Here is a 20,326-nt window from a genome sequence, read left to right as displayed (position 1 = left end):
ATCAGTAAGTCGAACGATTTTGCTTGTTCTTGACTCACGTAAGCGTTGTCGCGAACGTGACGGCGGCCACACGATGAGCGGGCACTTCGTCAGGCTGTGCAGAGCATCGGGAGTACCGAGGAGCACAGAAAGACCGCACGGGATGCGGGTCCCGTGCGGCCGAGAAGGAGGAGAACTGGCATTGCGAACCGGTCTTGTGAACCGGTCCTGCGAACCTGCCCTACCGCATCAGCTCGCCGGCGTTGACCAGCAGGGACTGCCCGGTGATCGCCCGCGCCCGGTCCGAGGCCAGGAACGCGGCGGCCTCGGCCACATCCCCGTCCGTGGCGAGGTCCGGAAGCGCCATGCGCTCGGTGAGCCTGCCCAGCACCTCGGATTCGGGCACACCCTCGGTTTGCGCCGTGAACTGTACGTACGCCTGCACCGGCGGACCCCACATCCAGCCGGGCAGCACCGTGTTCACCCGGATCCGGTACGGGCCGAACTCCCGCGCCATGGAGTACATCGCCGAGGTGAGCGCCCCCTTCGAGGCCGCGTACGCCGCCTGCTGCACCTGGGACGGTGCGGCCACCGAGGACTGCGTGCCGATGACGACCACCGAGCCGCCCCGCTCCTTGAGGCCGGGCAGGCAGGCGCGGGTCATCCGTAGCGTGCCGAGCAGATTGATGTCGATGACCGACTGCCAGGTGGCGAAGTCGGCGTCCTCGATCCCGCCGAAGTAGCTGTCCCAGGCGGCGACATGGACCACCGCGTCAATCCGTCCGAACCGCTCCAGCGCCAGTGCGGCGAGCGCCTCGCACTGCGCCTCGTCCGTGATGTCGGTGGCCAGATGAGCGGTGTGCCGGCCTTCCGGGTCGATCTCCGCAGCCGACTTGGCGAGATTGGCGGCGGTACGCGCCCCGAGCACCGCGCTGCCGCCGTCCCGTACGACCGTCGCCGCGACCTGGTGCCCGAGCCCGGCGCCCACCCCGGACACGATGACGGTCTTCCCCGCGAGCAACATCGGTGGCCTCCCGGCTCTGGCAGTTCTTCTGACGGGGCGTCAGAGTAGGACGCCGCTGCGGAGTACGGAAGGGGAACGGCATGAGCGACGAGACACGGAGTGATACGTACGCCGAACTGGCCGCGCTGGGACCGTACGGAGTCCATCCCGGCCACGCGCTGATCACCATGGTCGAACCGCACCCGGGCCATGAGTACGCGTACAACCGCTGGTACGAGGACGACCACTACTACGCAGGCGCGATGGCGATGCCCTGGATGTTCGCCGGGCGGCGCTGGGTGGCCACCCGGGAGCTCCAGGAGCTGCGCTACCCGGAGAAGTCCGCGGTCGCCCGACCGGTCGGCGCCGGCTGCTATCTGTCGACGTACTGGGTGACGGACGGGCGTTACGACGACCACATGAAGTGGACCGTCGGGATCAACAAGCGGCTGAACCGGGACGGCCGGGTCTACCAGGACCGCACCCATGTGTTCACGTCGTTCCAGGACCACGAGGCGACGGTCTACCGGGACGGCGCCGCGGGGCCCCGGGACTTCCACGCACTCGACCACCCGTACCGCGGGCTGGTCCTTCAGGTGATCGACGCCGAAGGGGCGGAGCAGCGGGCCGAGTTGCTGGAATGGCTGCGCTCGCGGCACCTGCCGAAGCGGCTGGGCGGCTCCCCGGCGGCGATGGTGACCGTCTTCCGCCCCACGCCGCTGCCGGGCGACCGGATGACCTATGTGAAGCAGGTCGAGGGCGTCGACACCCGGCTGACCCTGCTCTGGTTCCTCCAGGAGGACCCGCGGGACTGTTGGGGCGGGCATTTCACCGGGCTCGACGCGATGGTCGAGGAATCCGGCCTGGGGCGGGTGGAGCTGGTGGCGCCGTTCATCCCGACCGTGCCCGGCACCGATCTCCATGTCGACCGGTTGCGCTGAGAGCCCGGCTCTCCGGGGCAGGTATTTCCCGTTCGGGATTTCCCGGTCGGGCATTCTCAGGGTCAGGCATCGAGCCCCCTCGGCCAGGACGGCGGACCAGTCGAGAGGGCTACCGGCAGCACCGGAATCGATGCTGCGATGCGAACGGTGGAAAGTATCGGTCAGGCGTCGACGGCACCCTGGCCGACGTCACGTACGAAGGCGTTCCACGCTGCGGGGACGAACGTGATCGAAGGGCCCTCGGGGGCCTTCGAGTCGCGTACGGCAATAGCCTGCGCGAGAGGGGACTTGACTTCGACGCAGGCGCCGTTGCCCCCGGAATACGAGGACTTCGTCCACTTGTCGGTAGCACCCTGACGAATGGCCATGTTCACTCCGGTTCAGAGAGTCGTGTGAAAGACACCAACAGAGTTCCGGTTGGCGTGATCGACGCTACTCGTCAAGGCTCTTGAGTGAAGGGGGCATTCACTCGACCGGATGGTCTATGCCATCAAGGTCTTCCATTGTGGGTGGGCGGCGGTGTACCTTACCGCCGCCCCTCCCATAACATCGCTCCATTTCCCGCATACCGGACTTTGTGGGCTGTCCGGTTTTACGTGCCCGAGCGTCCGGCGTACTCCTTCGCGATGTCGCTGATGAAGTGCCGGGTCTGCTCCACATTCAGTGCTTGTGCCCGCAGGTGCTCGTACATGACGCTGTACCGCTGCACATCATTGGCTTTCTCCAGATAGAGGTCGCTGGTGACGCCCTCGATATAGACGACACTGGAGTCCGCGGCGTCCGGGAATTCCAAGATGGCGTACTGCCCGTTGATGCCGGGATGCGCGCCCATCTCGAACGGCAGCACCTGCACGGTCACATGCGGCAGGTGCGACAGCTCGACCAGCTGCTCCAACTGCTCGATCATCACCTGCTTGCCGCCGACCAGCCGGTGCAGCGCGGACTCGTCGATCACCGCCCACAGCCGCAGCGGATGCTCAAGGGAGGTGATCCGGTCCTGGCGGCGGGCCCGGACGCTGACGCGCTTGTCGATGTCTGCAGTCGGGGCCTCCGGCAACGCGCCGTGGATCAGCGACTCGGCGTAGCTCCGGGTCTGCAACAGGCCCGGGACCACCTGGGGTTCGTACACCCGCAGCGATTCGGCATCGGTCTCCAGGCCGATGTAGACGCTGTACGGGATGTCGCCGAAGGCGTGCCACCAGCCCTGCTGGCGCGAGTCCTTGGCCATCTGCATGAGCGAGTCGACGATCCGGTGATCCTCGACCTCGTACACCCCGCAGAGATCACGTACATCGCGCTGGCTGATGGAGCGGCGGCCGTTCTCCAGGCGGCTGATCTTCGACTGCGAGACCAGCAGCCGCTCCGCCACCTCCTCGGCCGTCATGCCCTTGAGCTCGCGCAGTCGGCGCAATTCCTGGCCCAACCGGCGTCGCCTGACGGTGGGATTGACGTTGGACGGCACGGAAACGGCACCTCCGGCTATGTAGCTGTGCGTATCTACTGCTGAGCAGATTGCCACCCATGCCCCCGGCCGCGCTGGGAAATGGCGACACGCAGGCGCGCGGGGCAGCCATGATTCCGGCTGCCCCGCGCTTGGTGCGGCTCCCGAACCGGGTCTTGGGGACGACGGTGCGGCGGTATTCGGTTGGTGCTGCGGTGCTGCGGTGCGTGTGCGGTCCTAGTGGGCCGCGGTGTGTGCCATGCTGCCGCGGCGTGACTGCGACTGCACTTGCGGTTGCAACGGCACTCCGGCCGCCTGGTTACGGCGCGGCTGTGCGACCGCCCCGTTCTGGACGTCCATCACGGCATGCGCCACGAGTCCGCCCATCGGGTCGTGTCTGATCAGGTCCCGGAGCCGGGAGCGCGATGAACGCCCCTCGTTCCCGGGATACAGGTGCTTGCCGAGTCCGACCGCGTGGGCCAGTGCGGCGAGCGCCGCGGTCCGCGGGTCCGGCGGTACGCCGGTGCGGATCGCACTGTCCAGCCTGGATCTGATGTCCCGGCTGATTGCCGTGTCCGTCGCCTGGTAGCGAGTTGTCGGCAGCACTCCGCACATCTGGCCCGCCACGGCATGCACCATGCCGCATCGCTCCAGATGAGCGAGGTAGATCTGGCGCAGCCCCAGCCGGGGCCCGCCAATCCAGTGGACCGCCCGAACCGGGCTGCCGCGTCGGCGCAGCAGTTCCAGTGCGGAGTCCAGAGTCGGATCTCCTGTCGGCCGTGGCATCACCACGGCGATACGATCCCCGTCAGGGGCTATCCGTCCTGCCAGAGCCAGCTCCACTAGCTGAGCTCCGGCGAGGCCGAGGTCGAGCGACTGCGGCTGCGCTGTGGTACCCGTGGCCGGGTCCAGAGCGAGCAGCAGAAGCTCCTCCGGAATTGTTCTGCGGCTCCTGCCCATCCATGCCTCCCCGCGTGGATGAATGACAGGGTGACCCCTCTCACATTGGTCTGTCGAGGGCGCCTGGGCGCTTTGTTCGGGAACCAGTAGGTATGTCGTTCTCGTCTAGCAGCCGGGCCGGTGGTTCACACAGGACACTGGTAGATGGTTCGGACAGCGCGGGGATGTCCCCGCGCCGCATGGAGGAGGCATCGGTGGCGGGCGAGTCCCCCGACAGGTCGAAGCAGCAGAAGTCGTCGGGGACGGCTCGGAGCGAGAGTGATCCGCGGCTTGCGGTCTTCCGCGAACCGTCCGCCGAGGCCGAAGCCGGCGGCGGGACGGACGCGGCGACGGCCGTTTCCCGCACGGGGCCGGTCCCGTCGGGCGACGGCGAGGGCGCCGAGAGCGGCAAGACGGATACGGCGACGGCCGTCTTCCGGGCGCGGCCGTCCGGAGACGGCGAGGACGGCGAGGACGGCCGGGGCTCGGAGCGGCCGGAGGCCTCCGGGGCCCAGGAGGACTCCTCGGACACTGAAGGCGCTGAGGCCGCCAAGGGGGCGGAGGAGGCCACTGAGGGCCCGGAAGGGGCCTCTGAGTCCTCCGGGGCCGCCGAGACCTCGAAGGACGTGGAGAGCGTGGAGAGCGTGGACGCCGTCGAGTCCTCGGAGGACGTGGACGCCGTCGAGCCCGCCGATGCCGCTGCGCCCGGGGAGGGTGACGCGCGGCTGCGTGCGGCGGTCGCTGCGTGGGTGGCGAAGGACGACGACCAGAGCGACGAGGGCTCGAAGGGCGACGACGACGCGAAGGCCGCCACGTCCGAGGACGAGACCGCGCCCGACGCGGAAGTGGGCGACGACGTGGATGCCGACCCCGTGGCGGAGGACGTTGCGCCCGAGCCGGTCGTTCCGGCCGATGGAGCCTCGGGCAAGGCGACCGCGTCGAACGATGCCGATGCCGATGCCGATGCCGACGCCGCAGACGGGCCGTCCGATGACGCATCCGAGGACGCGGAAGGCGCCGAAGACAGCGAAGGCGCCGAAGCTTCAGAAGCGGACGCCGAGGACACCGCCGACGCGGACAACAAGGCAGGCAAGCCGGACAAGCCGGACACCGCCGAGGGCAAGCGCGGAATCGATCAGCCGACGGCCGTCTTCAGGGCGCCCGCCGCGGCCAAGGTCGACCAGCCGACGACCGCGCTGAAGATCGTCTCGCCCGCCTCGAAGCCGGATTCGGACTCGGCGTCGAAGCCCGAGTCCGCCGCCGAGCGGACCAGCAAGTTCGTACCTCTGCGCGGGGACGACGCACGGCCGGCGCCCGCACCTGCGCCCCGCAAGCCCGAGGCGCCGGCAGCCGTCGCCGCCTCGACGCCCGGCACCCCGCCGCCCGCCGTCTCCCTCTCCGGAGCCGAGCGGACCACGCAGCAGCCGATGCCGCCCAAGCCGCCGCTCGACCTGCTGGCCGAGCTGACGAACACGCCTCCGCCGCCTCAGACGCCGGTCCGCACCGCCGTCCGCCGGGTCAAGATCTGGACCCCGCTGGTCTTCCTGCTGCTGATCGTCTTTGCGATCGCGCAGATGGTGCGCCCGCTGCCGACGCCCGCCCTCAAGCTCTCGGCCGACCCGACGTACACCTTCGAGGGGGGTGCGCCGAACCTGGCCTGGCCGGGTCAGGGTCAGTCCGCGGTGGTGGTGGACGGTGTCGGATCCCTCGGTACTGACGGGGCTCAGAAGCCCGCGCCGATCGCCAGCGTCGCCAAGGTCATGACGGCGTACGTGATTCTCAAGGAGCACCCCCTCACCGCCAAGGACAACGGCGAGAAGATCACTGTCGACCAGAAGGCGGAGGACGAGTCCAAGCGTCCGGACGAGTCGACGGCTCCGCTGCAGAAGGGGCAGCGGCTCACCGAGAAGCAGCTGCTCCAGCTGTTGATGATCCCCTCCGGGAACAACGCGGCGCGGCTCTTCGCCCGTTGGGACTCGGGCAGTGAAGCCGCCTTCGTGACAAAGATGAACGACGCGGCCAAGGCGCTCGGGATGACCAGCACCACGTACACGGACCCGAGCGGTCTGGAGAAGACCACGGTGTCCACCGCGACCGATCAGCTCAAGCTGGCCAAGGCGGTTATGCAGAACGAGGTGTTCCGGGAGATTGTCGATACGCCCGAGGTCGAGATCGACGGCATCGACGGCAAGATCTACAACAACAACACCATCCTGCTGCAGCCCGGTGTGAGCGGCATCAAGACGGGCTCCTCCACCCCGGCGGGCGGCAACCTGCTCTGGTCCGCCAACACGATCGTGGATGGCAAGAAGCTCTGGATCTACGGTGCCGTCATGGGCCAGCAGGCCGGAACCGGCCGGGTCTACGACAGTCTTGAGCAGTCGCTGAACAAGAGTCTCAAGCTGATTCAGGACGTGCAGAAGACCGTCACCTCCGCCAGGGTCGTCAAGAAGGGCGACGTCGTCGGGTACGTGGACGACGGGTACGGCGGCAGGACTCCGGTGGTCGCCACGAAGAGCCTGAAGGCGATGGGCTGGCCGGGCCTCAAGGTCGAACTTTCGGTGACGGGCAACGGCAAGGACATCCCGAACAGCGCGGCAGCGGGCACAGAGGTGGGCGTGGTCACCGTGGGGACGGGGACCGGCAAGGTCAGCGCCCCCGTGGCCCTTCAGCAGGATCTGGAGGCCCCGACCTTCGGCGAGAAGATGATGCGAATCGGCTGACCGAGCAGATTGGCGTACGGCTCGACATCCGGGTCACGCCCGTGCCCCGCAGCGCGGCAAGCGCTGCGGGGCACAGGTCTGTCCTGGGAGCTGACGGTGTACCGGTCAGCCGCAGCGGCTCCAGCCACTGTCCATGACTCATCGCTGCCGAACACGCCTCCCCGCTTCACGCACTTGCCGTCTGCGGCCAGTCGCACCGGCCCGGCGTACGCGGTGCGGGAGCCGTGGTCGTACTGGGTTGCGCCGCCCTGCATGGAGCCCGGCCTCCACGCGGGTGACTGATGCGGCAGCCCGCCCGCTTTGGAATGACCTGTTCCGTACGACCTCTTTCGAACAGTGAAACGGTGCGTGCTAGCGTCCCGGAAACAACGCGTGGACCCCGGAACGCGTCTTCTGGCCCATGAGGCCCGCGCAGAGCACCGTCGGTTCCGACACGTCCGGGCGAGACGGGGAGAGTCGCAGTGACCACTGCTGAGCCGAAACGGGCGAAGCGCAGTACGGGCCTTGCAGACCCTGCGGGGGGCTCGGCACCGGGTTCCGCGCCGGACGGCGGCAGTCGGGTCGTCGGTCTCAAGGAACAGTGCCGCCGTCATCCGGTCCTGCTGACCACGGCGATTGCCGCGATCTCCCACCTTCTCTGGTTCTTCTTCTTCGCGAACAGCGGCGGCGACCTCGCGGCCCAGGACGCCTGGGCCGAATTCGTCGGCCGGCACCCCGGTACGGCATACAACCTCGCCTGGTACGGGGGCATGCACCCCGTCTCGTACAGCGTCGTGTCGCCCTATCTGATGTCGGTGCTCGGCGTGCGTACGACGATGATGGTCGCCGGGACCGTGTCGTCGGCGCTGACCGCGCTGATCCTGGTCCGGGTGCGGGCCGTCCGCAATCCGCTCGCCTGCTCGCTCGCCGGGGTGTTCGCGTATCTGTGCAACGCGCTGTCCGGGCGGGTGACGTTCGGGCTCGGCATGATGTTCGCGGTGGGTGCGGTGGCCGCAGTGTTCTGCTGGCCCCACCTCCGGTGCGAGCACCGGCTCCACCGGAGCAGCTGTCGCTGCGCCCCCCGTAGGAGGTGGGCGAAGGCGGCCGTCGCCGCCCCGCTCGCCGGGCTCGCGACGGCGGGCAGCCCCGTGGCCGGACTGTTCCTGGGGGTGGTCGCCGCCGCGCTCTTCCTGAACAAGCGGCGCCCCGGGGCGTACGCGCTGGGCCTGGCCCCGGTCGCGGTCGTGGCGCTGTCCGCGTGGCTGTTCCCCTTCTCCGGTACGCAGCCGATGTCGATCGCGACCCTGTCGCTGCCGTTCCTCTTCGCGGTCCTCGTCTTCGTCCTCGTACCGCGCGACTGGAAGACGGTCCGTACCGCGGCCGGTGTGTACGGCGTCGGGACGCTGCTGACCTATGTGGTCGACTCGCAGATCGGCTCGAACGTCACGCGGATGGCGATGCTGTTCGCCGGTGTGGTGCTGCTCGCCGCGCTGCCGTACACGAAGCCGCGCTCCCGGCGCTGGTACGCGCTGGTTCTCGCGTTCGTCGGGCTGAACTTCTGGATCGGCTTCAAGGGCGTCGACGACATCGTCCGGACCGCTCCCACCGCCTCCTGGACGCGCGAGCTGGCCCCGCTCGTCAATGAGATGCAGGAGGTCGGCGCCGAGCGCGGCAGGGTCGAGGTCGTGCCCGCGAGCAGCCACCGGGAGGCGTCCGCGCTCGCGCCGTACGTCAATCTGGCCCGTGGCTGGAACCGCCAGGCGGACATGGAGCGCAACCCGCTCTTCTACGACGACACCCTGAACAGCGCCAGCTACCGCGAGTGGCTCGACCGCTGGGCGGTGCACTACGTGGTGCTGCCCAAGGGGACACCGGACTCCACCGGCGCGGTGCAGGAGGCGGAGCTGGTCGACCAGGGGCTGCCGTATCTGAAGCCGGTCTGGTCGGACGCCAACTGGCAGCTCTTCGAGGTCGACAGTCCGGTGCCGCTGGCCGATCCGCCGGCCACGGTGGACCGGGCAGGTGCGGGTGAGCTGACCATCCATGTGGAGACGGCCGGCCGGATCCTGATCCGTATCCCGTACTCGCGCTGGCTCGCCCTGGTCGACGACAAGGGCGAGAGCGTGGAGCGGCCGCAGGAGACCGAGGAGTCCAAGCAGCGCGCGGACGAGAGCAGCCCGCGGACCTTCGTCAACACCAACGGCTGTCTGAACAAGGTCGAGGAGGACGAGGACGGCGACGAGTGGACGGAACTGCTCGCGCCGCGGCCGGGCGTGTACCGGCTGGCCGCGCCCTACCAGCTGTCACCCGGCACGCCGTGCCCGGAGGAACTGCGCTGAATTCGGCCGCCGCCGCAGCGCGGTGGTGCGAGCCGATCGTGCGCGATCCCTCCCTCCGGGCGCGATGCCCTGGCATGGTGTGCTGCCATGAGGTGCCAACGGTGCGGCGGTGAACAACGGGGCGCGCTGCCAGGAATGGCCTGTCCCGGCTGCGGCTCGGTGACGCGCACGGGTGGACGGGACGGTCGCCCCGGGCGGGGCGGCTGGGGAGATCGGGGCGGCCGCGGTTGCTCGAACGACCCGGACGATCCGAATGGGCCGGGTGGTTCCTGGATCGCCCGTGAGACGCTCGCGGGCCGGATATCCACGCTGCCCCGCAGCCGCAAGGCGCTGCTGCTGGCGGGAGCCGTGGTGCTGACCGGTTCGCTGGCCGCGGCCGTCACGCTCCTCGCCCCGGCGGGCGGTGAGGGCAGCCGTACGGAGGCGGTGGGCCGCGCGGGGGTGGCACCGGACGACATCAGGGGCGGCGCCCCCACCCGGATCGGCCCGTCGGGCACCGGGTTCCCGGACCCGCCGCCCGCCACCACCCCGTCTGCGTCCCCCTCCCCGTCCACCGCTACCGAGCGGCCCGGTCCGTCCCGTACCGCCGGGTCGCCGGGGAACATCCGATACCGGTACGCGGCGTGGGCGGGCCCCGGCTGCACAACGGGCGAGTACCGCGAGCACGGCCGCTACGAGGACGGTGACGAGGGCTGGTACACGGTCGACTCGGGTGGCTACCGCGGCAGTTCGTGCGACGGCGGGTTCAGTGCCCTACCCATGTCCGGCAGCCCGGACGAGGACCGGGGAAACACCGCCACCTGGTCCTGGCACCTGGGCGACGGCTACCGGGAGTGCGCCCTGACCGTCTTCGTGCCGAGCACCGCCCACGCACGCGACGTCGCCGGCGACCCCACCTTCTACCGGGTGCTCTCCGACCCCGACGACGCGGACTCCGCCTATACGGGCTTCGCCGTACGCCAGATCGCGCACCGGGGCAGCCAGGTCGAGGTGAGCAGCTACCCGGTCAAGGGCGACACCTTTGCCGTGCAGCTGATCGACCGGGGGCGGGACTGGGGCGACGAGGAGAGGGTGGGCGCGCATCACGCGGCGGCGCAGCTGAAGGTCTCCTGCCGCTGATCCGGTTCGGGGTTCGGGGGCCGGCGGCTCGATGGCCGGGAAACGCCACCGCGGGGCCAACTCTGCGTCCATAGTTGACGTATGAGCCTGACCACAGACGGAGAGCCACCCGGCCCCGTGCGGTTCTACCTGGCGTGCGACCACAGCGGCTGCCGGGCACGAGCCGTGTTCGACCTGGTCATCGCGGAGCCACCGCCGGACATCGAGACCGACCTGTTCGGCCATGTGCTGCACAGTGCGACCGTTGCCTCCCCGTACATCGAGCAGCTCGGATGGATATTCATCCAGCAGGAGGGCTACTGGTGCCCGAACTGCGCCTCACCGGGCCGGCGTCCGAGGTCGAAGGACGTCACGTCGTCCTGAACCCGACAAGGGGCCGGAACGGTTCGGCCGGGGCCGAAGCGTCTCGGATCTAGCGTCGGACCATGACGGAAACGAAGCACGCACCGGACGTACTCGACGCACCCGGCGCCCCCGATGTCCTCGGCGCCCCCGACATCCTCGAAGACGCCCCGGCGACGGACGACCGCGACCCCGCGCAGATCCTGACGGCCATGGTCGACCACGTCCTGGCCGTCGCCGCGACCTGGACCGCCTGGGACGGCCGCCCCGCCCCCGCCGACGACCGGATCTACACCCCGCACAAGGCGATCCGCCGCGTCGCCGACCACATGGTCGACCATCTCGCGGAGATGGAGGCCAGGCTCGCAGGAGAGGAGACACAGCCCGACCACTGGCACGCCTCGGCGACCACCACCGAGGCGGACCTCGCCCTGTTCACCGAGGCCGACCTCGACGAGGCGCGCAGCCGGCTCACCCGGCTGGCCAGGATCTGGGCGAACCGCCTGGACGCCCTGACGCCCGACCAGCTCGACAAGTCGCCCGGAACAGGGTGGACCTTCCGCCAACTCGCCTTCCACCTCGAGGGGTCGGTGTACTACGCGGACTCCGTGGGACACCTGGCGGCGGACGGGGCATCCGCCTCCCGGCCGGCCCGGCCCGACCGAACCCCGAAGCCATGACGCCCGTCCCCACGGCAACCACCCCGGCTGCCGCCTTCGCCGCCCTGCACCGCACGGCCGCCGCGCCGTTCCTGATCCCCAGGCTTCTCGGCGGTCACGACCATGTACCGTCCGGTCACGGTGGCGGACAGCCGGGAGGAACGATGAACGCTGGAAGAGGCAGGGCGGAGGTCCCGACCCGCCTGCTGGTGCACGCCCTCGTACGAGGGGACGGCACGGTGGACGCAGGGGAGCTCTACGCGGTCGCCGGCATCCTCGGCATGACCGACCAGCAGGTGAGGCTGTGCATCAAACGCCTTGTTGCCGAGGGGCGGTTCACCCACGAGGGCCGTGGACGCAAAGCCGTGCTGCGGGCCACCCGGGACGCCACGGGCTCCATCGCCCCGGACACCGCCCATGTACGTCATGCCTACCGCCAAGACCATGGACTGGCTCCGTGGGACGGCACCTGGCACTTGTTCGCCTTCGCCGTCCCCGAGGCCAGACGAGCCGCCCGGGACGCCCTGCGTGACAGCCTCCTCCGTCTGGGTGCCGCACCTGTCCAGGGCGGCTTCTACGTGAGCGCCAACCCCATCGAGCACTTCGTCGAGGCCGAGGCGCGACACCTGGACGTCCTGGACGCCGTCACCTTCCTCACCAGCAATGACCTGCGCATGGGCACCGTCGACAAGCCGGGCGACCTGGCGGCGGCTCTGTGGCCGCTGGCGGAGATCGCGGACCGGTACGACCGGCTCGCCGGTCTCGCCGAGTCCTGCCTTGCCGAGATCGAGAGCGGCAAGGCGCTGTCGGATACCGGGCAACTGACCATGGCCGTAGAGCTCGCGGCCGAGTTCACCCGCGCGATGGAGCCCGATCCGCTGCTGCCGCCCGAGTTGCTTCCCCGGCCCTGGCCCGGCAGCCGGGCCCGAGAACTCACCGCCACTTGCTGGAGCCGCCTTCTGCAGGCCCGGCCCGAAGAGGGCACCTCCACGTCCATGCCGCGCCTGTTCCGCCTGTACGGGGACGTGCTGCGGACGCCGGCCGCCGACTGACGCCCCGCTCACGCACACTGCCGGCCGCAGCGCGCCCGGCCCGGGCCGTAGCCTTGCCGCATGGAAGAAGAGCCGCAGGACGCCCCGTCGGCAAAGCGGGTCAGAGTGCTCCTCGCCGACGACGAGGCCATCGTGCGGGCCGGTGTCCGCGCCATTCTGGCGCCCGCCCCGGACATCGAGATCGTCGCCGAGGCGGGCGACGGGCGCGAGGCCATCGAGCTGGCCAGGCTGCACCGGCCGGATGTGGTGCTGCTCGACATCCGGATGCCGCTGCTCGGCGGGCTCGGAGCCGTGGCCGAGTTGCGCCGGACGGTACCGGAGACCGCGGTGGTGATGCTCACGACGTTCTCCGAGGACGAGTACATCGCCGAGGCCCTCGACAACGGTGCGAGCGGCTTTCTGCTCAAGTCCGGTGATCCGTATGACCTGATGGCGGCGGTGCGGGCCGTGCACGGCGGTGCCTCGTTCCTGTCGCCGCAGGTCGCTCACCAGGTGATCGCCCAGGTGCGCGGCGGCCGTATCGCCCGGGAGTCGGCCGCCCGGGAGCGCATCGCGGCGCTGACCCCACGCGAGCGTGAGGTGCTGGCGCTGGTGGGTGCGGGCCTGTCGAATGCCGAGATCGGCGAGCGGCTGCACGTGGTGGAGGGGACGGTGAAGGCGTATGTGAGCTCCGCCCTGAGTCGGCTCGACGTCAGGAACCGGGTGCAGGCAGCGGTGATCGCCTACGAAGCGGGACTCGTCCAGGGCCACTGAACCCGGTCATGCTCCCTGCGGTGCGCGTCGGCGGCGCACGTACCGTACGGCCTCGTGCAGCACGGTGATCGAGAAGGCCAGGCCGAGACCGAGGGCGACACCGAGCAGCGGCTCGTCCTCGAAGGCGGCACCACCGAGGTAGCCGAGGCAGGCGGAGTAGAGCGCCCAGGTGGACGCGGCGACCGCGTCGTAGCGGGTGAAGGAGCGGCGCGGGAAGCCGGTGGCCCCGGTGGTGAGCGTGGCGGCGGTGCGCCCGCCGGGGATGTAGCGGGCGACCACCAGGACGAGGCCGCCGCGCTCGTCGAGGACCTTGCCGACCCGTTCGTACGCCCTGCGGGAGCGGCTGCCGGGCTTGAGCCGCGCGAGGATCCGGCTGCCCGACTTGCGGCCTATGGCGTACGAGATGTGATCGCCGGTGAAGGCGCCGAGCGCGGCGACAAGGACCACGAGGAAGAGATGGGGGTCGCCGGTCGAGGCCGCGAAGACCCCCAGGGTGATCACCAGGGTCTCGCTGGGGACCACGGGAAAGAATCCGTCGAATGCGGCGATGCCGAAGAGCACCACATACACCCACGGTGTGGTGACGAAGCCTTCGACCGCCTGGAGGATCGCGTCATTCATGGCAGCCAACATAGGAATCGGCGCAGGTCCGGGGCTGCGCACGATCGGCAACAGCCACTACCGACTTTCGTCGGGTGTCGGGCGGCGCGGCGCCGCGTAGCGTGATCGGCGTGGACAGGCTGAGGCGTCTTGTGGACAGCGAGCGGGCGGCGGATCTGTTGCTGTGGGTGGTGATCGCGCTGCCGGTGCTGCTCAGCGGCGACGTGCCGCTGTGGCTGCGGATCGCCGGGGTACCACTGCTCGGCGTCGCGGTGGTGCTGAGCCGTCGCCTGCCCGTCGCCGCGCCGGCCGTCCCGGTGGCCATGAGCCTGGTCGCCTCGGTGGAGCTGTTCACGAACAGCTTCACCCTCGCCATGGTGGCCCTGGCGTTCCTGATGGGCCGCAGAACCGACGGGGTGCGCGGCGCGCTGGTTCTCTTCTGCACGGCGTCCGTGGCCGGTCTCGTCCCGGTCGCGGTCCTCGGGGTCACACTGTGGGACTGGTTCACTCTTCTCGCGACCGTGCTCTTCGCCCTCGTACTGCCGTGGCTGCTCGGCCGCAACCGGCGCCAGTACGCGGAACTGGTGCGTACCGGATGGGAGTTGGCCGAGCGCCTGGAAAGCGAGCAGACCCTGATCGCGGACCGGACGCGACTGCGTGAACGCTCTCGGATCGCGGGGGACATGCACGATTCACTGGGCCACGAACTCAGCCTCATCGCACTGCGCGCCGCCGCCCTGCAGGTCTCACCCGGCCTCGGCGAGCACGAGCGGGCGGCGGCGGGCGAGCTGCGGCAGGCGGCGGCGACGGCCACCCAGCAGCTGAGGGAGATCATCGGCGTACTGCGGATGGACGGCGAGGGCGCGCCGGTGCTTCCCGCCGGAGACACCGTCGAGGCGCTGGTGGCGCGGGCGGCGGCCTCGGGGATGGCCGTGGAACTCGTACGGGAAGGGTCGGGCGGACCTCTGCCACCGATGGCCGACCGGGCCGTCCACCGCGTGGTGCAGGAGGCACTCACCAACGCCACCAAGCACGCTCCGGGCGCACCCGTCACCGTCACGCTGGTGTGGCAGGCCGAGACGGTCGAGATCACTGTCACCAACGAAACACCGCCGCCGGCCCCACTTCCCGGGCCGGGACCGGACCCGGGGCCGAGCCCCAGCGGATACGGACTCGTGGGCCTCGACGAACGAGTCCGACTCGCCGGCGGCATCCTCCGGGCGGGCCCCTCGGCCGGCGGCTACGAGGTGTCCGCGCGCCTCCCGCTCGCCCCGGGCGCCGAGCCCACCCCACCGAGCGAGAACGTCTCCCGGCGCGAACTCGCCCTGGCCCGGCTCAAGGTGCGCCGCGGCACGCTCGCCGCGATCTGGGTGCCGATCACGGCCGTCGCGGTCCTCGGCGTGCTCATGTTCGGCTTCAACCTCTACACCTCGTACCGCTCCGTGCTCGACACGGACGTCTACGACCGGCTGCGCACCGGCGCGTCCGAGTCCGACATCGAGCCGCAGCTCCCCGACTACGAGCTCGACGACAACCGGCCCCCCGACGGGGCCCCCGCGGCCCCGCAGGACTCGGACAACTGCCGCTTCTACCGCACCGGCCCGCACACCTTCACCCCGGCTTACCGGCTGTGCTTCACGGACGGGCGCCTCAGCCACAAGGACATGGTGGAGATCGCCCCGTGACGCCCGACTGTCAGCCGGGGGCAGGCCGGCCCGTGCTCTGCTCCATGGCCTTCATCCCCTCGGACCGAAGACCTTCGGCGGCGTGCTCCGCGTGAGCATCGACCGCAGCAACAGCCGAACCACCACGACACGCCTCGACTCACTCAACCAGCAAGATCGCGAACTGCAACTGGACTACCGGGCCGCCCGCCAGACCGTCATGTCCGCCATCACGAAGCTGACCCCGCTCATCGGCATCGCGGTCGACTTCACCTGGATCACGAGCAGTGCGATGTCTCCGGAGGGGTGCTTGATACAGATCTCGCTGCCGGCCGCCGCCACGGTCAGCGTGAGGCGGTGGCTGTCGGCGCCGGTGAGGTAGAGGCGGCACGAATCGAGGGAGGCGCCCGGTTTGCTGTCCGGCATGCTGATCACGCTGGTATCGCTCTCCAGCGAACAGCTGATCTTCTTGCAGACGAGGCGGATGTCCCCCTTGCGGTCCTTGCGCTCGACCGGCTCCTTGATGCTCAGCGAGTTCTTCTCGTCCAGCCACAGGAGGGGGTACGCGACGGCTTGCGGCGGCTTGGGCGCGGTCGAGGAGGGGCGCGACGACCCCGGTGTCCGGCCACCAGCGTTTCCTGAGGTCGGCGCGGATGCCGATGGGGACGCCGACGACCGTGCGGACGCCACCGGACCGGGCGTCGAGGATGTGGCCGCGTCCCGGTGGCGGAGCCGGTCCGCCGCGTCCATGCCCGTCCACGCCAAACCCGTCAGCAGCAGTGCACCCGCCGTCACGGTGGCCGTGACCAGCGTGGTGTGTCGCCGGCGGGCCCGCCGCTCGTCCGGCCCCGTCGGCTGCGGCAGCGCGAGCAACGGCAGCGTGTGCACCGGGGTGGGATCGGGGACCGGAGACGGAACCATCACCTCCGGCCCTGTGACCTCCCGCCAGACAGCCGGCCCCGCGCCTGCGTCGGCGTCCCGGCCCAGTTGCTGTCGGCACCACTCGACGACCTCGGCCGGGGTGGCCCGCTCCTCCGGGTCGGCGGCGAGACACCGGGCGATGATCGGACGGAGCTGCGCGGGCAGAAGGGACAGGTCAGGTTTCGAGTGCACGATCCGGTACAGCACGCTGGCCGGGGGGCCGTCCCCGTACAGCGGCTCACCCATCGCCGCGAAGGCCGCTGTCTGGCCGAGCGCGAAGACATCGGTCGCCGCCGTGACTTCATCCGCGGACGCCTGCTCGGGAGCCATGAACTGGGGTGTGCCGATGGCGTCGCCCGTGGCTGTGTGCGAGGTGACGCCAGAGGCCAGCGAGATGCCGAAGTCGATCACCCGCGGCCCGTCGGCGGCCAACAGTACGTTCGACGGTTTCAGGTCCCGGTGCACGATTCCCGCACCATGGATGGCCTGCAGCGCCTCGGCCACCCCCGCCATCAACCACAGCACCGCCGGCACCGGCAGTGGTCCGCGCCGGGCGATGGCCTCTGCCAGGGAGGGCCCGGGCACGTACAGCGTGGCCAGCCAGGGCGGTACGCCGTCCGCGTCGGCGTTGATCAGCTCGGCAGTGTACGCGCCTCTGACCCGCTGGGCTGCCTTTATCTCCCGGCGGAACCGCTGCCGGAAGGCCGGGTCGTCGGCCAACTCCGGCCGTACCACCTTGATCGCCACCGGTCGGCCACCTTGCGTGTGCGACAGATAGACCCGACCCATGCCTCCCGCGCCGAGCCGGGCGGCGAGGCGGTAGCCGGCCACCAGGGGCGGATCGTCCGCCTGCAGTGGCTGGAACACCTCAGTCGCGTTGTTCATCGGTCCTCGTCCCCCTGATGCCCTGATCCCCTGATCCCCTGATCCCCTGATCCGATGAGCTGATCAACAGCGGCAGCTTAATGGGGCGTCATTGTCGTGACCCGCACGCTTCTTGTGCTGGCTGCACCTCGGCTTCGCGTCCGCCGGTCGCTGCGTCGGTGCCTTCATGGCTGTACCCGGCGGCCCTGCTGGAGCGGGTGTGCCGGTGCAAGGACCGCTGAGCACTGCCCGTATCCGCAGGGAACCGCCGGGTTCCGGCTCGGTGAGCGATCTGGCCGGCTAGCTGTTGACGCAGGCGTTGCCCGCTGCCGGGTTGAGCACTCCGATGACGTTCACGGTGTTGCCGCACGCGTTGACCGGGATGCTGACCGGTGCCTGGACGACGTTGCCGGACAGCAGACCGGGCGAGCCCGTCGCGGTCCCCACGGCTGAGTCCTTCGCGTTGACGGTCAGGGTCGTGGGGTCGGGGAGGTTCAGGCCGACCGTGGTGACCGTTTCAGGGCCGTTGACGTAGGTTCCCGCTTCGTCGGCGGTGACATTCACCGTGACCGTGCAGGACTCCGTGCCGACGGCCAGGTCGCCGCCGTCCAGAGCCACCGACGAGCCGCCCGGCTCAGCGGTGACGGTGCCGTCGCCGCAGGTCGTCGACGCGTTCGCGTCCGAGGCCACATTCACGCCGTCGGGCAGGCTGTCGGTGAAGCTGAAGTCGTTCTTCGCCGCCAGTTCACTGGTGTTGGTCACCGTCATGGTGAGCGTCGAGGTGCCGCCCTCGTCGATGGTGGCAGGACTGAATGCCTTGTCCAGCTGCGGAGTCGCATCCAGGATCCGAATGTTGTCGAAGGCGTGGTCATTGCCGTACCACTCGCCTTGCCCGTTGACCATCTTGATGCCCAACTGGCTGTCGTTGAGCAGTACAGCTCTGTTGCTGGCGAACGTCCCGGCCATCACCCCGCTACCTCCGGGGTAGGGCTTGGAGTTGGGGTCGGTGCAGGGATTGATGGGGGTGGTGAAGGTAGGGGTGTCTGACCCGTTGCCGGTCAGATAGAACTTCAGCAGAGGGGTCACTTGGTCGCAATTCACGGCGGCTGCGTCCACTGCGAAGGTGATGTAGCGGTTCGGCTTCGTGATCGGGATCGGCTGCTCGGTCCGGAATTCCACCTGGTCGGCTCCAGGTGACACCCAGTTGGTGTAGGCCGCGACCACGTGGTTGGTCGGCGGATTCGTTCCGCCCACCTGTCCCAGCGCATTGGCCATGTCCTTCAATACTGCCGGGCAGTCAGGCTGATCAGCACCGGTCTGATCGAGGATGATGCCGTTGCACTGTCCGTGGTCAAGCCACGATGGGTCGGCCGTGTACGTCTCGTCGAGCGGTGGAGCGCCGACGTAGTCCTCCAGGAAGACCGGAGTCTCGCCTGCGTTTTCGAAGTCTTCGACGAACACCGCAACCGGGGCCTGTGGGACCCCTGGAGTGCCAGGTGCATGAAGGGCGCTCACCCCTGCCGACGCAGCCGGAGCTTGGGCTTGGGCTTGGGTTTGAGCGGCAGGAAGAGTACTCGCGATCGCAAGTGCCACCAGGGACACCGATGCAGTGCGCGTGCACCAGGAAAGTTTCACTGCAGAAATTGTCGCCACCTCTTTTCCAGTTGTCACGACGTGCAAGCAACAGTGAACATGGGCATATATGAAGCGGCCCGGACAATTTGCTATGCATCGCGAAAAATAGGCCGACCGCATTCAAGCACGCGCCCCGAAAGAAAAGTGACCGGCCAGGTTGGTGATTGCGTCTTTCACCGCGCTGGTCGAGCCTGATTTAAACCTGCGAGTGTATATCGAAGTTTTATTCAATGATGCTCAGATATGCGCTGCATACTCAAAAGGTTGATTATTTGAGAAATGGCCTGCGCATTCGCATTGAGCCTGCACATTCGCATTGAGGTCGCGGAACGGGTAGGTCGCCAAATCCGTGGAACCGACCGGCCCCAGCAGCAGCAGGTTTTCCCTGGCCTTCGCCCGCCTGCGCGCCCGCGCCGTGCGCGGGCCTTGATGAAGTGGGGAAAGTTCTACCGCGCTGGGATCGCGACGGTTTTCAAGACCGGTCCGCGTATCGCCGCTACGAGCCTTTGACCTGGGCATACAGGTCCGGCAAGACTCGCATGCGCACTTCCTGGCCGGAGGTTGGCCGACCGCTCCCGTCGGTGACTCCTTCATCCCGCCCGCCACCACACCCGCGGTAGTCGGTCGAACTGGCTGGTACCGCAGGGACGCATCTGGTTGCGGCCTGCGGCGATGTGCAAGGCCGCCGCCTTCTGGCCCCTTCCCGTGTGGCCAGGCTGATGTATCCCCGTAGTACTGGATCCATGCCCGGGGGCGGGTACGGCCGCTGGGGGCACTGCTGGACCCCCGCTCTGCGCCTGCCGCTAGAGTGCGATGCTTGTTCGATTTGCCGCGGGGTGGAGGGGGAGTCGCTGTGAGCGCGCAACTGAGGGACACTGCCGTGGAGTTGGCGGAGATATTGTGGCGGGAACACACCGTGTACCGGGAGCGGTCCGGGGGCGTGGTCATCCGGGGTGAGCATGTACGGCGGTGGGTCAGCCTTGCTCCGGCGGGCGGCCGGGACGTGGTCCTCGTACGCGCGGGGCGCATCCTGGACGGCGGCACCACCGCTCCGGCGCGTTCGGAGGCCCTGGTGCCCCTCTCCGCCGGTACAGGCGTGCTCGCCGCGACCTGCCGTCGCCTGCTCGCCGAGGCGGCAGCCGATGTGGCGCCGGTCGCGCCAGGACAGGCAGCGCCCGGGCGGTCCAAGCGGTCCGGGAAGGCCGCGCGGCCCAAAGGCAGTGGGAAACACACCAGTTTCGGTTCATGGGTGATCCTCGCCTGCGTCGCCGGTGTGATCGCCCTGTACGTCTACCGCACCGCGATGCACGGCTGACCAGTACTGCAGGGACACATCGGCCTGGCCACACGGGAAGGGGCCAGATGGTAGAGGC

At 69.3% G+C, this 20,326-nt stretch carries 17 protein-coding genes; 10 read left to right on the top strand and 7 right to left on the bottom strand.

Going from position 1 to position 20,326, the window contains the following annotated elements; translation table 11 throughout:
• Window positions 1-220: 220 nt before the first annotated feature.
• Window positions 221-1,003, bottom strand: coding sequence for an SDR family oxidoreductase (locus ACFVYE_RS23805; protein ID WP_383970636.1), 783 nt, complete (start codon window positions 1,001-1,003; stop codon window positions 221-223).
• A gap of 80 nt (window positions 1,004-1,083) precedes the next feature.
• Between ACFVYE_RS23805 and ACFVYE_RS23800 the strand changes: the two genes are divergently transcribed.
• Window positions 1,084-1,923 (top strand): hypothetical protein, encoded by an 840-nt coding sequence (locus ACFVYE_RS23800; protein WP_389607290.1) that lies wholly within the window; start codon window positions 1,084-1,086, stop codon window positions 1,921-1,923.
• A 161-nt stretch (window positions 1,924-2,084) separates the two neighbouring features.
• Here the strand turns inward: ACFVYE_RS23800 and ACFVYE_RS23795 are convergent, their stop codons facing one another.
• From ACFVYE_RS23795 to ACFVYE_RS23785, 3 genes are all read right to left on the bottom strand, one after another.
• On the bottom strand, window positions 2,085-2,291 hold the full coding sequence (locus ACFVYE_RS23795) for a DUF397 domain-containing protein (protein WP_383970641.1): 207 nt from the start codon (window positions 2,289-2,291) through the stop codon (window positions 2,085-2,087).
• Between the two features lie 224 nt (window positions 2,292-2,515).
• Complete coding sequence (locus ACFVYE_RS23790) at window positions 2,516-3,385, bottom strand: helix-turn-helix domain-containing protein (RefSeq protein WP_383970644.1); 870 nt, start codon at window positions 3,383-3,385, stop codon at window positions 2,516-2,518.
• Between the two features lie 216 nt (window positions 3,386-3,601).
• On the bottom strand, window positions 3,602-4,324 hold the full coding sequence (locus tag ACFVYE_RS23785) for a GPP34 family phosphoprotein (protein WP_093894223.1): 723 nt from the start codon (window positions 4,322-4,324) through the stop codon (window positions 3,602-3,604).
• 164 nt (window positions 4,325-4,488) lie between these two features.
• On the opposite strand from ACFVYE_RS23785, the gene ACFVYE_RS23780 reads away from it, so the two are divergent.
• The 7 genes from ACFVYE_RS23780 (at window position 4,489) to ACFVYE_RS23750 (ending at window position 13,269) form a co-directional block, all read left to right on the top strand.
• A complete protein-coding gene (locus tag ACFVYE_RS23780; protein ID WP_389607287.1) occupies window positions 4,489-7,026 on the top strand; it encodes a serine hydrolase in 2,538 nt (845 codons plus the stop codon).
• A gap of 461 nt (window positions 7,027-7,487) precedes the next feature.
• Entirely contained in the window at window positions 7,488-9,344 is a 1,857-nt protein-coding gene (locus ACFVYE_RS23775; protein WP_383970650.1) for an MFS transporter, read from the top strand.
• An 87-nt stretch (window positions 9,345-9,431) separates the two neighbouring features.
• Window positions 9,432-10,463 carry an adhesin gene (locus tag ACFVYE_RS23770; RefSeq protein ID WP_389607285.1) on the top strand — a complete coding sequence of 344 codons (1,032 nt, stop codon included), beginning with the start codon at window positions 9,432-9,434 and terminating at the stop codon, window positions 10,461-10,463.
• A gap of 81 nt (window positions 10,464-10,544) precedes the next feature.
• A complete protein-coding gene (locus ACFVYE_RS23765) occupies window positions 10,545-10,826 on the top strand; it encodes a hypothetical protein (protein WP_327274667.1) in 282 nt (93 codons plus the stop codon).
• A gap of 191 nt (window positions 10,827-11,017) precedes the next feature.
• Window positions 11,018-11,485 carry a hypothetical protein gene (locus ACFVYE_RS23760; RefSeq protein WP_383970672.1) on the top strand — a complete coding sequence of 156 codons (468 nt, stop codon included), beginning with the start codon at window positions 11,018-11,020 and terminating at the stop codon, window positions 11,483-11,485.
• Between the two features lie 143 nt (window positions 11,486-11,628).
• Entirely contained in the window at window positions 11,629-12,516 is an 888-nt protein-coding gene (locus ACFVYE_RS23755; protein WP_389607365.1) for a PaaX family transcriptional regulator C-terminal domain-containing protein, read from the top strand.
• A gap of 60 nt (window positions 12,517-12,576) precedes the next feature.
• Window positions 12,577-13,269 carry a response regulator gene (locus ACFVYE_RS23750; protein ID WP_383970656.1) on the top strand — a complete coding sequence of 231 codons (693 nt, stop codon included), beginning with the start codon at window positions 12,577-12,579 and terminating at the stop codon, window positions 13,267-13,269.
• A gap of 6 nt (window positions 13,270-13,275) precedes the next feature.
• Here the strand turns inward: ACFVYE_RS23750 and ACFVYE_RS23745 are convergent, their stop codons facing one another.
• The gene (locus ACFVYE_RS23745) at window positions 13,276-13,890 is read right to left on the bottom strand and encodes a DedA family protein (RefSeq protein ID WP_389607283.1); all 615 of its coding nucleotides are present in this window, start codon (window positions 13,888-13,890) and stop codon (window positions 13,276-13,278) included.
• Between the two features lie 110 nt (window positions 13,891-14,000).
• On the opposite strand from ACFVYE_RS23745, the gene ACFVYE_RS23740 reads away from it, so the two are divergent.
• Window positions 14,001-15,554, top strand: a complete 1,554-nt coding sequence (locus ACFVYE_RS23740; RefSeq protein ID WP_389607281.1) for a sensor histidine kinase — start codon at window positions 14,001-14,003, stop codon at window positions 15,552-15,554.
• Between the two features lie 174 nt (window positions 15,555-15,728).
• Here the strand turns inward: ACFVYE_RS23740 and ACFVYE_RS23735 are convergent, their stop codons facing one another.
• Window positions 15,729-17,339, bottom strand: a complete 1,611-nt coding sequence (locus ACFVYE_RS23735) for a serine/threonine-protein kinase (protein WP_389607279.1) — start codon at window positions 17,337-17,339, stop codon at window positions 15,729-15,731.
• 279 nt (window positions 17,340-17,618) lie between these two features.
• On the bottom strand, window positions 17,619-18,989 hold the full coding sequence (locus tag ACFVYE_RS23730) for a chaplin (protein WP_389607364.1): 1,371 nt from the start codon (window positions 18,987-18,989) through the stop codon (window positions 17,619-17,621).
• Between the two features lie 817 nt (window positions 18,990-19,806).
• Between ACFVYE_RS23730 and ACFVYE_RS23725 the strand changes: the two genes are divergently transcribed.
• Window positions 19,807-20,268: a hypothetical protein gene (locus tag ACFVYE_RS23725; RefSeq protein ID WP_383970667.1), complete on the top strand. Its 462-nt coding sequence runs from the start codon at window positions 19,807-19,809 to the stop codon at window positions 20,266-20,268.
• The last annotated feature ends 58 nt before the right edge of the window (window positions 20,269-20,326 follow it).

The sequence above is a fragment of the Streptomyces sp. NPDC058239 genome (assembly GCF_042882185.1).
Lineage (GTDB): Bacteria > Actinomycetota > Actinomycetes > Streptomycetales > Streptomycetaceae > Streptomyces.
This window is presented reverse-complemented; position numbering and strand designations above follow the sequence as displayed.